Consider the following 13,160-nt stretch of genomic DNA (forward strand, 5'->3'; position numbering starts at 1 on the left):
TGCCGAAAGCTCAGCCGTGGATAGCCCGATGACACTAGGAAACCTGATTGCCTGGGATGATACCATCCTGCCCTTCCAACTGGACAATTGTGACGTGCGGGGACGTGTGCTGCGTCTGGATGGTGTGCTTGACACGATCCTGTCGCAACATGACTACCCTCCGGCAATCGAGGCATTGGTGGCTGAGGCAGCGATGCTGACTGCGATGATCGGTCAAACCATAAAATTGCGCTGGAAACTGTCTCTTCAGATCCGGGGGGATGGGCCGGCCCGCCTGATCGCCACAGATTACTATGCCCCCGCGAAAGAGGGTGAGCCGGCGATGATTCGCGCCTATGCCAGCTTTGATGAAGAGCGCCTGTCGAATGAGGCACCTTCTTTCGGGCAAATCGGCAAGGGCTTTTTTGCGGTCCTGATTGACCAGGGTGATGGCAAGAAACCCTATACTGGCATGACTCCGCTGGTGGGCAGTTCCTTGTCTGACTGCGCGCAGACCTACTTTGCCCAATCGGAACAATTGCCGACCCGTTTCCATCTGACGTTTGGAAAATCCACCTGGGCCGGTGGTCAGGAAAGCTGGCGCGCAGGTGGGGTCATGTTGCAGCATATGCCAAAGGCGGGTTCTCACGTGTCACCAGATGGCGGTTCAGGCAAAGACGGTCTTCTGGTTGCCGACGATCTGATCACTGAGGACAACAAGGAAAACTGGAACCGCGCCAATATCCTGCTGTCGTCGGTGGAGGAGCTCGAGTTGATCGGGCCGTCCGTCGCGCCGACCGACTTGCTGACCCGTCTGTTCCACGAAGAGGCGCCGCGGATCTTTGAACCGCAGGCGATCCGCTTTGGGTGCACCTGTTCCGAAGATCGTGTCCGTGAAAGCCTGTCGATCTACTCTGAAAAAGACATTGCCTACATGACCACGGAGGAAGGGCGTGTGACCGCTGATTGTCAATTCTGTGGTGCGCATTATGATCTTGATCCAAAGACTGTCGGCAAAGATGCCAAAGGACCAGATGGTGACGTCAGAGATTGATCGCATTCGAACTGCCTTGGGCCACTCTGGTGGCGGCAGTTCCGATTTTGACCTCAACCCGGATATCAGACCACCTACGGGGCGCAGTTTGCGCCCCGCTGCCGTTCTGGTGCCATTGGTTCATGAACAGGGCGCGTTGCGACTGATCCTGACCAAACGCGCCTCTCACCTTAAACATCACCCCGGTCAAATTGCTTTTCCTGGCGGAAAGATCGATGCGGAGGATAAATCGCCCGCGGCCGCAGCCCTGCGGGAAGCCTGGGAGGAAATCGGCCTGCCGCGTGATGCGGTAGAGCTGATTGGCGAACTGCCCCCCCATGAAACCGTCACCTCCTACACCGTGACCCCGATCCTCGGGCTTGTCACCCGACCATTTGAGGTGGTGCCAGAGCGTGGTGAGGTCGAAGAGGTTTTCACGGTTCCGTTCGAACATGTCTCTAACCTGGCGAAATATGCGAAACAGGGCCGGATCTGGCAGGGGCGCATCCGGTATTATGAAACCGTCCCGTTCGGCCCCTATTACATTTGGGGGGCAACGGCGCGCATGTTGCGTGCGCTTGCGGAAAGGTTGGCTTTATGACCCGGTTGCAAGGGGATTGGTTTCGGTCTGCGCCCGTACAACAGCTCGCCCATATATTTTCCGAGGCAGGGTTTGCGCTGCATTTTGTAGGGGGGTGTGTGCGCAATGACCTGATGGGAGAGCCGATTTCCGATCTAGATCTGTCCACCAATGCCCTGCCGGATCAAGTGTTGAAACTGGCCGGGTCGGCCGGTCTGAAATCGGTGCCGACTGGCATTGAGCATGGCACCATTACCGTGGTGGTTGACGGCGAAGGTTTTGAAATCACCACCTATCGAAAAGATGTGGAAACGGATGGCCGCCGTGCAGTGGTTGCTTTTGCCCACACGATGGAAGAAGACGCACATCGCCGCGATTTCACCATGAATGCGCTTTATGCAGACGCTGACGGGCGGGTGATTGACCCGCTTGGCGGATTGCCCGACCTTCTGGCGCGCCGCGTGCGGTTCATTGACAATGCCGGGCAGCGTATCCGCGAAGACTACCTGCGCATTCTACGATTTTTCCGGTTTCATGCCTGGTACGGCGATGTGGCGGAAGGGCCGGATGTTGAGGCGCTGTCGGCGATTGCAGAAAATCTGGGCGGGTTAGGGGCTTTGTCCAAGGAGCGAGTTGGTGCAGAGATGCGCAAGCTCCTATCCGCGCCGGATCCCGCACCTTCTGTCGCGTTAATGTCAAGTTGCGGTGTGTTAGGGTCTGTTTTGCCCGGGGCAGAGGCGACTTATCTTGCCGTTCTTGTGCATCTGGAAGGGAACAGGGCGCCAGATCCAATGCGCCGCCTCGCAATCCTTGGGGGGGAGGCCCCAGAGGATCGCCTGCGGCTGTCGCGCAAAGATGCCCGCCGTTACGCTGTTTTGCGTGACCAGATGGGGGCATCGACGTCCCTGTCGGAGCTGGCCTATCGGGATGGGGCTGACATAGCAAATGACGTGGCCTTGCTGCGCGCCGCAATGATGGGGCAGGCTCTTTTGCCGAATACGGATAACGCAATATCACGGGGCGCCCGTGCCGTGTTTCCCGTCAAACCTGCAGATCTGATGCCGGACTACACGGGGCCGAAGCTGGGCGCACACATCAAAGCCCTTGAAGCGCGTTGGATTGCATCGGATTTTACACTCACCCGCGAGGAGCTGTTGAAATGAGCGCCACCACACATCTGATCGAACGTTTGGGCCACCTTGGCGATGGCATCGCCGCCGGACCGGTTTTTGCCGCCCGAACCCTCCCGGGCGAAGAGGTGAGTGGAGAGGTGCAGGACGACCGGATTGAAGCCCCGCGCATTGTGACGCCCTCACCAAACCGGGTCAAAGCTCCTTGTCCGCATTACAATAGCTGTGGGGGGTGTGCATTGATGCATGCCTCCGATCCATTTGTGGCGGAATGGAAGATGGATGTGGTGCGAAATGCCCTGTCTGCGCATGGGTTAGAGACTGATATCCGCCCGATTATCACCTCGCCGGAGCGTTCGCGGCGCCGTGCAACCCTGTCCGTTCGGCGCGGCAAGAAGGGCGTGGTTGCCGGATTTCATGGGCGTCGCTCAGGTGTGATTTCGTCAATTCATGATTGTCGATTGCTGTCCCCGACGCTGCTTGCGCAGCTTCCCGCGATTGAGGCGCTGGCGAGGACGGGAGGATCACGCAAGGGCGAACTTTCTGTCAATCTGGTAGAAACGCTGGGTGGGGTGGATGTCTCTGTCACGGGTGGGAAGTCACTGGAGCGCAGGTTAGAGACTGATCTTGCCCAAGTATTGCATGAATTTGGCCTTGCCCGCCTGACATGGGATGGCGAAGTCATTGCGAGTGAATCGCTACCCCTGCAGCAATTCGGAGCGGCGCAGGTGGCCCCTCCTCCCGGTGCATTCCTGCAAGCGACCCTGGAAGGTGAACGGGCACTGGTTGAGGCGGTTGAGGAAGCCATTCCGCAGGCCGCATCCATCGTGGATCTGTTCGCGGGTGCGGGCACCTTGAGCCTGCCCCTTGCGGGTCGCGCCCGGATCCATGCGGTGGAAGGGGTTGAAGCGATGATGAAGGCCTTGGATGCTGGATGGCGGCGGGCCTCTGGATTGAAGCAGGTTACCACCGAAACCCGGGATCTGTTTCGCCGTCCCCTTTTGCCGGATGAACTTAATCGCTTTGACGCGATCGTGATTGACCCGCCCAGGGCAGGAGCCCTCGCGCAGGTAAGGGAAATGGCACAATGCGAGGTTTCTCAGGTGGCCATGGTCTCATGCAACCCTGTCAGTTTTGCCCGGGATGCCCAGATTTTGGTGGCGTCGGGGTATCAGTTGGCTTGGGTGCGTCCGGTTGATCAGTTCCGTTGGTCCCCCCATGTTGAACTGGCGGCGTCTTTTCGCAGGATCTGACTGCGATAGGGTCCAGAGGCTGCATTGATGTTGCCCAAAGGTGGGGGAATGCGGTATGCCAAGGAAAAACACCCGGGCAAATAACAGGCAACATCCATGCGATTGATCTTTGCAGTTCTGGCAGCCGTTAGCCTGATGGTAACGGCGTCTTGCGGAGCAAAAACCAAAACTCTTCGCCATTATGATGGGCCAGAAGTGACCCAGATTGTGGTGTCGAAGAGCAATCGGAAACTATATCTATTGCACAAACGGGACGTTCTGAAATCCTACGAGATTGACCTGGGCTTTACCCCAGCGGGTGACAAGCAGTTTCAGGGGGATGGGAAGACACCGGAAGGTCGGTATCACATCAACCGCAGAAATGCGCGTAGCACGTTTCACCTCAGTCTTGGGATTTCCTATCCGAACGCCCGCGATATTGCCTATGCAAAATCCCAGGGGCGAGATCCTGGCGGGGATATCTTTATTCACGGTGGGCCACGCAAAGGGATTGACCCCGAAGGCGCGGACTGGACAGCTGGCTGCATTTCCGTTTCGAACCGTGAGATCGAAGAGATCTGGGTGATGGTCAACGATGGCACGGTGATTGACATCCTGCCATGAGGCAGGGCTGATGACCGCGCCGGAAGGATCAAATGAAAAAGCCGCCCTGTCACCAGCGCGGCTTTTATTTTGTGGTGGTGAGATCTCTACCACCGAATGGACAAAAGACCTTATTCCGCCAGTTTCTCTTCAATTTTGGCGGCAAAATCCTCGTAAGACATGTTCGAGTATTTCTCGCCGCCGATCATAAAGGTCGGGGTGGCGCGGATCTCATCTGCGGTGGCGTTCTGCTGATAGGCCGCCACCAGGCTCTGGGCAAAGCTCTCGTCGGTCAGGCAGGTTTCCATTTCTTCATTGGTCATCCCTGCGGTGCGCCCGATTTTGCGCAGATTGTCGAGGATGGTGGCCGGATCCCCTTCGCCAATCCAATCCTTCTGACCCGAATAAATCATGTCGGTCATACCATAATACCGGGTTTCTCCCGCGCATTGGGCAATCATGCCGGCCCAAAGACCGAAGCGGTCAAAATAGACTTCGCGGTGAATGAACTTCACCTTGCCGGTGTCGATATAATCCTTTTTCAGCTTCTTGAAGCTGTCCGTGTGCCAGTTGGCGCAATGCGGGCAGGTGTAGGAGGCGTATTCAATCACGGTCACCGGGGCGTCTTCGTTGCCCAACACGATGTCCTTGGCAGGCATGACGTCCGCGTCCTGCGCCACGGCCATGGAAATGCCCGGAAGGGAAGATTGGTTTTGGGACATGAAAAAAGCACCACCTGCGACAGCGATGGCGGCAGCGGCAATCATGGGGAGGAAACGGTTCATCGGGTCTCAGCCTCTTGGTTTCTGTTTTCTGTGTATATTCTGGCCCAGCGTCTCTAATGCAGCGCGCAGACCCTCATCTCCGATATCAGCGGTTGAGTTTCTGATCTGATTTTTGACGTCTGGATCGAGCGTTTTCTTAGCGGGCGGGGCTGGGGTGAATTGTGCCTGCCCCTCTGCAAATCCGGTGGCGGCGGTCTGGGTGATGCGAATGCGGGAAATGGCGTTGTAGCCGTAACAGCTGTTGACACGGGTGCGCAGCTGTTCCTTCTGCATCTCAAGCATCGGCGCCTGCGCCCCGGTGGTCAATACGGTCAGGGTCGCCCCCATGCCGCCGCGCCCGTAAGACACATCCACAGGTCGGGCAATCGCCGAAACTTCCTGCCCGACAATCTCGGCCCAATGGGTCAGCACCCGCGTCACTGAAAAACCGCGCGCCTCACCCGCCTTGCGAATGCGGGCGGTGAGCAGGCTCGATGTGCGTTCGAACCCGCGTCTGCGTCGTTTTTCTGTGACGGGTTTGGTCACGGCTGGCAACTTCCTCATTTGTCTTTATTTTAGGTGCTTAAACATGCAATGCCAGCGGAAAGCAAACAAGGGGGGTCACAGATGTGTGACGTGGTTGAGGGTGAGCCGAAACCTGCCGATCTTCTGGCGTGGTATGACCGTCATGCACGGGTTCTCCCTTGGCGGGTTGGTCCGGAGGATCGTGCAGCCGGGGTGGTGCCGGACCCTTACGCGGTTTGGCTTTCGGAGATTATGCTGCAGCAAACCACCGTGGCGGCAGTGAAATCCTATTTCACCCGGTTTATGACCCTATGGCCAACCGTGCAGGACTTGGCTGGTGCGCAGGATGAACGGGTGATGGGGGAATGGGCAGGGCTTGGCTATTACGCCCGCGCGCGAAACCTGCTGAAATGCGCCAGGGTCGTGGCGGATAGAGGGGGGAAATTTCCCCAAACACGGGCAGAGTTAGAGACACTTCCCGGTGTCGGACCCTATACCTCTGCGGCTATTTCGGCGATTGCGTTTGACCAGCCGGACGTGGTGGTTGACGGCAATGTTGAACGGGTGATGGCGCGCGTGTTTGAAATCACCACCCCTCTGCCGGACGCCAAGCCAGAGATGAAGGCCGCGGCCGGACGGCTTACCCCTGATCGGCGTCCGGGTGACTATGCGCAGGCGGTGATGGATCTGGGGGCCACCATTTGCACGCCCAAAAACCCCGCTTGCGGCATTTGCCCCTGGCGCGAGGCATGTCAGGCACGGTGTTCCGGTCTGGCCTCAGATCTGCCCCGAAAGCGAAAGAAACCCCCGAAACCAACACGTTACGGTATAGCGTATCTTGCACGGCGTGAAGATGGCGCCTGGTTGGTGGAGCGTCGGCCGGAAAAGGGTCTTTTGGGAGGAATGCTGGGCTGGCCTGGGGCTGAATGGGGGGAAGCACCATTGGAAGATCCGCCCCTGTCTGGGGAATGGCATGACCCCGGTGCGCAAGTGCGGCATACATTTACCCATTTTCATCTGCATCTTTCCCTGCGGGTGGCGGAAGTGCCGATGAGCACTCAACCCGAGCGGGGGGAGTTTCAACACCTGCACCCAGCGGACCTGCCGACCGTCATGCGAAAGGCTTATGATCTTGTTCAGCGCGATGGTGCTGCCAAATCGAGCCCGTCTTCCTGAAATCAATGACCAGTGCGCTGCACCACAACACCGATGGTTTGCAGCATCAGTTTCAGGTCATAGCCAAGTGAGTGTTGTTCGAGATAGTTCTGATCGAAATGGATACGATCCAGAAAATCTGATTGTCCCCGCGCCGCCACCTGCCAGGGGCCAGTTATACCGGGGCGAAGAGAGAAATAGGCCGTCCCCCCCGCCTCTCGATAAAGTGGTTCCTGACTGGCCATGAATGGGCGGGGCCCGACAAAGCTCATATCCCCCAAAAGGACATTGAAGATCTGCGGCAGTTCATCAAGGCTGGTTGCGCGCAGAAAGTGCCCGATAGGGGTAATGCGTGGATCGTTTTCCAACTTCTGTTTTTCGCGCCACTCACGGGCAATTCCCGTGTCCAGGGCGCATAGTTCTTCCAGCCGCTGTTCGGCGTCTTGGACCATTGTTCGCAATTTCCAGCAGCGAAACCGCTGGCCTTTGAGGCCGATACGTTCCTGTGAGTAGAGCCCCGGCCCGCCGTCCCGCCGGATCAAAAGGATGAAAAGTGTAATGATAGGTGCGAGAACGGGTAGCAGGAAAAGCGCCAATAGAATGTCGAAACCTCTTTTCCCAATTGTGCGATAGGGTCTGAGCGTGCCGGTCTGCGATGCGGCTTCACGCTGTTTGTCATGCGAATTTTTGTAACCGAAGTCTTTCACAAGATGACCCTGGAGCTGAAAAGGAGACTTGGAACTTAGACAGGAAGCACGATTAATTGGTTGCCTAATAGTTAAACCCAAAAAAGCACTAATGAAACGTTAAAGGTGATTAAAATTGTATAAACATGCCTTTTGGTTGTGCGTGTGGTTTTTTCCAGCACTCAATACAGAGGTTAAACTATTGGATTTTAGGTGACTCTTCGCTCTCCCCTTCGGCCTCTTCTGGTGAAAGCAATAAATCTGAGGTGGGGTTCCTATTTTCCCAACGAAACGCGGCAAGGTGCGCACAGGAAATTAACGATGCTGAGCGTTTCTGCCTCGCAACAAACCCCAAAGTCGGGATCGCACCGTGCCGCGATGCTTGTGCTTGAAATCGTTCAGGCGTAAGCCTTGTGCAATGAAAGAGGAACTTGCCATGGTCCCCGCTCAGACAGTTGCCAGTTTTCGGCGTGCTGCCCCGTTTGGAATATCAATCCTGCTGCCCTTGCTGGTCTGGGTATCGGCAACACAGGGAGGGTGGTTTCTTTTGTTGCCGCCTCTGGGAACTTGGTGGTTATATACCGGTCTTGACGCGCTTTTGGGGCGCAATACCGAAAATCCCGACCCTGAAACGCCGGACGATCAATTGCTCTGGTACCGCCTGATCACCATGATCTGGTTTCCCATTCAACTGGTGCTGATTTACGGGATGCTGGCCTATGTGATCGAAGCGGATCACCTGTCTGTGGCTGAAAAGTTCGGGGTGTTCTTTGGCGTGGGGGTGCTGTCAGGCACAATCGGCATCGTGTATAGCCACGAATTGATGCATCAGTCCAATAGGTTGGAGCGCTGGCTGGCTGACCTGTTACTGGCCACCGTCCTCTATAGCCATTTCAGAACCGAACATCTGCTGGTCCATCACCCGCATGTGGGCACCACCCGCGACGCGGTGACGGCAAAATATAACGAGGGGTTCCACAGGTTCTTTTTCAGGGTTCTGCGGGAAAGCCCGCGATCTGCCTGGGCTGCGGAAAAAGCGATGCTTGCGCGTCGCAACCTATCGGTCTGGAATGCCAGAAATCCGTTCTGGAGGTATGCCATCCTGCAGGCGCTCGCCCTTTTGCTGGCCGGTCTTGTCGGCGGCGCGCTGGGCGTGGCCCTTTTCCTGTTTCAGGCGCTGGTTGCGGTCTGGCAGCTCGAACTGACCAATTATGTGGAGCATTATGGCCTGACCCGCCGCCATCTGGGAGAGGGAAAATACGAACCCGTGCGCCCACATCATTCGTGGAATGCCGACCACAAGGCAACCAACTGGCTGTTTATCAACCTGCAACGCCATTCGGACCATCATTACAAACCCGCGCGCCGCTTCCCGTTGCTGCAGACCTATCCCGATGACGTCGCGCCACAATTGCCCTTTGGCTATGTGGTCATGACAATGATGGCGATGATTCCTCCGCTCTGGCGCCGCCGCATGAACCCGCGTGTGCGCGCCTGGCGCAAAAGATATTACCCGGACATTGAGGATTGGACCCCCTACAAACGTGGTGATCTGCCGCCACCGGTGATCCGCTGAGCGCGCGCTCCGGGCTTCTTTTTCTTGCTGAAAATACCTCGGGGTGAGCCTCGAAGAGGCGAGGGGCAGCGCCCCTTTTCTGACATGTAAAAAAAGCCCCGCTCACGAAGAGCGGGGCAAGTTATGTGTGCCGTGGATTTTGCCACAGCACGGCGGTACATCGTTATCCGGGCGCCCCAAAGCGCGCCCGAGTTATTCTTGTTTTTGGGGTAATGGTGGCGTCAGACCATCTCGGCGCGCACTTGCTGGCGCAAGACGTCGATCGGGGCTTTCTTGCCATCCTGTTTGAAGTGCCAGTAGGTCCAGCCATTGCAGCTCGGCGCGCTTTCCAGTGCCGCGCCAACCTGGTGGATCGACCCACGGGCGTCGCCGGAAATCAGCGTGCCGTCTGCGCGCACCTTGGCGGTCTTGCCGCGCGGGCTGGTCAGCACCTCGCCCGGGCGCAACATGCCACGCTCAACCAGCTGGCCAAAGGGCACACGTGGTTCCGCGCGTTTGGATTGGGTGGTCTGCAGCGCTTCCTTGTCGAATTTCCGCACTTTGGAAATCCGCTTTTCAGCCACTTTGCGATAGGCTTCTTCGCGTTCGATGCCAATGAAATCCCGACCAAGCATTTTGGCCACGGCGCCTGTGGTGCCGGTGCCGAAGAACGGATCAAGGATCACATCACCGGGATTGGTCGAGCCAACCAGAACGCGATGAAGCAGGCTTTCAGGTTTCTGGGTCGGATGGGCCTTGTCGCCGTTTTCGTCTTTCAGGCGTTCGTGCCCGGTGCAGATCGGCAGCACCCAGTCAGAGCGCATCTGGATGCCTTCATTCAGGGCCTTCAGGGCCTCGTAGTTAAAGGTGTATTTCGCGCCTTCGGATTTCGACGCCCAGATCATTGTCTCATGGGCGTTGGTAAAGCGTTTGCCGCGGAAGTTCGGCATCGGGTTTGACTTGCGCCAGACCACGTCATTCAGGATCCAATAGCCCTGATTCTGCAGCTCGGCCCCCATGCGGAAGACATTGTGGTAGGATCCGATCACCCAGATCGCACCATTGGGTTTCAGCACACGGCGGGCCGCTTTCAGCCAGGCGCGGGTAAATTTGTCATAGGCTTTGAAACTGTCAAACTGGTCCCAATGATCATCAACCGCATCCACCTTGGAATTGTCGGGGCGATGCAGCTCGCCTTTCAATTGCAAATTATAGGGGGGATCGGCGAAAATCAGGTCAACGGAGTTTTCCGGAAGACTGTTCATCACCTCGATGCAGTCACCCGCCAATATCTCATTGAGTGGCAGCTCGAGAGCCGCCTTTGCTTTGGTTTTGGTTGTCATTTCTGCCTCATGTACCGGCGCTATTTGCGCTCTTTAGACGGCGCATTTTTGCGCTCATTCATTACCGTCTAAGATGAGGCCTTGTGGATAACGGGTCAAATTCTTTTTTGAATCAGCCCATTACATTTTTCTGTTGATACAAGATGTTGTGGATCGGTTTAAACGAACGCCTATGATGTGGGGTTATCCCCAGCTTGGCCAACCCCTCCTTGTGGATTTTTGACGGATAGCCTGCGTTTGTTTCCCATCCATATCCGGGAAACTGTTGCGCCAAATCCACCATGATGCGATCGCGGGTGACCTTCGCCACGATGGATGCGGCGGCTATCGACACGGACCGACTGTCGCCTTTAACGAGAGTTTCGTTTGGAATTGTCAGCCCCTTGGGTGCCATATTGCCGTCGATCAACAGGTGATCGGCTGGGGTGGACAGGCCCGCAACCGCACGTTCCATCGCCAGGTGGCTGGCGTAAAGAATGTTCAACTCATCAATCTCTTCGACCGTGGCATGGGCAATCGACACATCCGCCAGGTTCAGAATTTCTGCAAACAGCGCCTCGCGCTTTTTGGCGGTCAGCTTTTTACTGTCGTTCAGCCCGTCGGGGATATGGTTTGGGTCGAGAATGACAGCGGCAGCCGTCACCGGGCCCGCCAGCGGGCCACGGCCCACCTCGTCCACACCGGCAACGCGGCAAAACCCGCGCCCGTGGGCGGCCTGTTCGAAACTATAGTCGGGAATTGTCTTGGTCATGGGGATGGCGTGACTGATCTCATGGGATTTCGCAAGAAAAAAGGCAGAGACCGAGGTCTCTGCCAGTTGCACATGACCGGAAAGGGTGGTCATGCGAAGGCGACGGAATGGATGGGTGGTCGCCTTCCTTACCAAACGGATCAGCGGCGTTTGCGATAGCCGGCTTCGCGCAGGCAGCGGGGGTGATAAACTTTGCGCGAGACCCAGACACCGTTCTTGTTCTTCACCACAACCGTGTCCCGGCAGGCCCTGGGCAGCGAACGCACGTGGTTGTAGCGCTTTTTCAGACAATTCCGCCCCCAATAGCGTTTCTTGCCAAACTGGGTCTTGAAGCTGCGCAGGCATTGGCGCGGGAGCGTGTATTTCGGATCCCTGCGGTATCTGTCGTCATAGCGGTCGTGATCAACAGAGGGGCGCCGGCGATCATCGTTATTGTCGTTGGAGATCACCGCCCCCACCACGGCCAACCCAAGCAGGGCGGCAATCAACGCGCCAATTTCATCATTATTATCACGAGATCCGGCAAAAGACGGCGCGAGAGAGACCGGGTTCAGGCTGAGGGCGGCAACCAGCAGGGGCATCATCAGGAAGCGGTTGACTGAGGGCAGGGCAATGCGGGTCATGGGGGGCTCCTTATCGGGGTCAGTGGATCTTCGGGGGCATCTTTGAAAGGATGCGCGGGTCATGACCCAAGCCTGCCCGGAGCGCGGCGGGACAAGCGATATCGGCGCGTGGTTATCGGATAACGGGGTGCGATTCTCCTGTTTGATATTGAATATCCCATAAGGTCCGCGCATGGTTTCGGCATGAAACAGATCCTCTATTCCCTTGCCCTTGTGGCCATGGCATTTCCGGCTCAGGCCGCGTGTTATGTCGATTACAAAGCCAAACGGGATGACCCGTTGAAACTGCATTATGGTGTGATGGAGCTGCCGGATAGCGCCTGCACGAACAGCTCAAACGCGCGCGAACAGGTGGCCGCGCGACTGGCCCGCCATGGATGGGTGCTTTTGAATGTGGTATCGCAATTTGATACGGATGGGCTTGCGGAAAGGAAAGACAGTGCCGGACAATTTTTCCTTCGCTACTGAGGCGCGCAAGGGGGCGTCCCCCGTGGTCGTGGCCGGGGTTGCGGCAATTGTTGCAATTCTGCTGATGGCGGCCGTGTTCCTGTTTCTGAGCCTGCCTGATGCCAACGCGTTCAATGCGCGGGTTGAGCGGATTTTTATCGAGAATGACAATCTGACTTCAGGGGCCGAAATCAAGCTGCTGGAAATTCTGGCCCAGTCGGGCACGGCTTTTTCCGACACGCTGACCAGCTATCGCATGGTGATCTTTGTCCTGCTGCTCTTTGCCTCTGCCATGCTGATCGCGGCGCTGGTTTTCCTGGTGACAATTATCGGACTTAATCGCCGGATGGGGGAAATCGAACGGGCTGGCATTCAGGTCAATTCGCTTCTGATTTCGCGTGAAGAGCGCACGGTTTATCTGAACAATATGGAACTGAAACTGACCGAGGCGGCGATCGAAACCCTGTCTGCCCTTGCCGAGGCGCGCATGGATGACGATGTTCTGTCGGGGTCTGAGCTGGAAGGGCTGATATCGGGCCGTGACGCTGCGGATTGTGATGAGGCCGCCGGGGCCACCCGGATCAAGCGGCTGCGTGACGCCATGGGCAACCAGATGATGAGCGAGCTGCTGGTCAAGACCATTGCACGGCGCGGCTACATGCTGTCGATCGACAAGGATGTCATCCAGATGGTCTGACAGGACCTGCGCTTATTGCAAACGGTATCTAAGCAACTCCTCTGATCTGGCCTTCGG

Annotated in this window: 15 protein-coding genes; 9 read left to right on the plus strand and 6 right to left on the minus strand. The window is 57.0% G+C overall.

Going from position 1 to position 13,160, the window contains the following annotated elements:
• Positions 1-28: 28 nt before the first annotated feature.
• The 5 genes from XMD517_RS10810 (at position 29) to XMD517_RS10830 (ending at position 4,578) form a co-directional block, all read left to right on the plus strand.
• Positions 29-1,033, plus strand: a complete 1,005-nt coding sequence (locus XMD517_RS10810) for an Hsp33 family molecular chaperone HslO (protein ID WP_173487835.1) — start codon at positions 29-31, stop codon at positions 1,031-1,033.
• Positions 1,014-1,613, plus strand: a complete 600-nt coding sequence (locus XMD517_RS10815) for a CoA pyrophosphatase (protein WP_173487834.1) — start codon at positions 1,014-1,016, stop codon at positions 1,611-1,613. Before XMD517_RS10810 ends, XMD517_RS10815 begins: the two co-directional genes overlap by 20 nt.
• Entirely contained in the window at positions 1,610-2,755 is a 1,146-nt protein-coding gene (locus XMD517_RS10820) for a CCA tRNA nucleotidyltransferase (protein ID WP_173487833.1), read from the plus strand. Before XMD517_RS10815 ends, XMD517_RS10820 begins: the two co-directional genes overlap by 4 nt.
• Entirely contained in the window at positions 2,752-3,975 is a 1,224-nt protein-coding gene (locus XMD517_RS10825) for a class I SAM-dependent RNA methyltransferase (RefSeq protein ID WP_173487832.1), read from the plus strand. Before XMD517_RS10820 ends, XMD517_RS10825 begins: the two co-directional genes overlap by 4 nt.
• 96 nt (positions 3,976-4,071) lie before the next feature.
• On the plus strand, positions 4,072-4,578 hold the full coding sequence (locus tag XMD517_RS10830) for a murein L,D-transpeptidase family protein (RefSeq protein WP_173487831.1): 507 nt from the start codon (positions 4,072-4,074) through the stop codon (positions 4,576-4,578).
• 110 nt (positions 4,579-4,688) lie between these two features.
• Here the strand turns inward: XMD517_RS10830 and XMD517_RS10835 are convergent, their stop codons facing one another.
• Both XMD517_RS10835 and XMD517_RS10840 read right to left on the minus strand, forming a co-directional pair.
• On the minus strand, positions 4,689-5,342 hold the full coding sequence (locus tag XMD517_RS10835) for a DsbA family protein (protein ID WP_173487830.1): 654 nt from the start codon (positions 5,340-5,342) through the stop codon (positions 4,689-4,691).
• Between the two features lie 6 nt (positions 5,343-5,348).
• Positions 5,349-5,867: a DUF721 domain-containing protein gene (locus XMD517_RS10840; protein WP_259773431.1), complete on the minus strand. Its 519-nt coding sequence runs from the start codon at positions 5,865-5,867 to the stop codon at positions 5,349-5,351.
• A gap of 81 nt (positions 5,868-5,948) precedes the next feature.
• On the opposite strand from XMD517_RS10840, the gene mutY reads away from it, so the two are divergent.
• Positions 5,949-7,022, plus strand: coding sequence for an A/G-specific adenine glycosylase (gene mutY, locus XMD517_RS10845; RefSeq protein ID WP_173487829.1), 1,074 nt, complete (start codon positions 5,949-5,951; stop codon positions 7,020-7,022).
• A gap of 2 nt (positions 7,023-7,024) precedes the next feature.
• Here mutY and XMD517_RS10850 read toward each other — a convergent pair whose 3' ends face one another.
• Complete coding sequence (locus XMD517_RS10850; RefSeq protein WP_173487909.1) at positions 7,025-7,708, minus strand: sugar transferase; 684 nt, start codon at positions 7,706-7,708, stop codon at positions 7,025-7,027.
• 415 nt (positions 7,709-8,123) lie between these two features.
• Here XMD517_RS10850 and XMD517_RS10855 point away from each other — a divergent pair, with 415 nt between their 5' ends.
• Positions 8,124-9,263 (plus strand): alkane 1-monooxygenase, encoded by a 1,140-nt coding sequence (locus tag XMD517_RS10855; RefSeq protein ID WP_173487828.1) that lies wholly within the window; start codon positions 8,124-8,126, stop codon positions 9,261-9,263.
• 221 nt (positions 9,264-9,484) lie between these two features.
• On the opposite strand, the gene XMD517_RS10860 is transcribed toward XMD517_RS10855, so the two are convergent.
• The 3 genes from XMD517_RS10860 to XMD517_RS10870 all read right to left on the minus strand — a co-directional run bounded on the left by XMD517_RS10860 (position 9,485) and on the right by XMD517_RS10870 (position 11,959).
• Positions 9,485-10,585, minus strand: a complete 1,101-nt coding sequence (locus tag XMD517_RS10860; protein ID WP_173487827.1) for a site-specific DNA-methyltransferase — start codon at positions 10,583-10,585, stop codon at positions 9,485-9,487.
• A 112-nt stretch (positions 10,586-10,697) separates the two neighbouring features.
• Positions 10,698-11,336, minus strand: coding sequence for a ribonuclease HII (locus XMD517_RS10865; RefSeq protein ID WP_173487908.1), 639 nt, complete (start codon positions 11,334-11,336; stop codon positions 10,698-10,700).
• 140 nt (positions 11,337-11,476) lie between these two features.
• On the minus strand, positions 11,477-11,959 hold the full coding sequence (locus XMD517_RS10870; RefSeq protein ID WP_173486285.1) for a hypothetical protein: 483 nt from the start codon (positions 11,957-11,959) through the stop codon (positions 11,477-11,479).
• 183 nt (positions 11,960-12,142) lie between these two features.
• On the opposite strand from XMD517_RS10870, the gene XMD517_RS10875 reads away from it, so the two are divergent.
• Both XMD517_RS10875 and XMD517_RS10880 read left to right on the plus strand, forming a co-directional pair.
• The gene (locus XMD517_RS10875) at positions 12,143-12,427 is read left to right on the plus strand and encodes a hypothetical protein (RefSeq protein WP_173487826.1); all 285 of its coding nucleotides are present in this window, start codon (positions 12,143-12,145) and stop codon (positions 12,425-12,427) included.
• A complete protein-coding gene (locus XMD517_RS10880) occupies positions 12,375-13,103 on the plus strand; it encodes a hypothetical protein (protein ID WP_173487825.1) in 729 nt (242 codons plus the stop codon). Before XMD517_RS10875 ends, XMD517_RS10880 begins: the two co-directional genes overlap by 53 nt.
• Positions 13,104-13,160: the final 57 nt, after the last annotated feature.

It is taken from the genome of Aliiroseovarius sp. xm-d-517 (assembly GCF_013283135.1).
GTDB classification, from domain to species: domain Bacteria; phylum Pseudomonadota; class Alphaproteobacteria; order Rhodobacterales; family Rhodobacteraceae; genus Aliiroseovarius; species Aliiroseovarius crassostreae.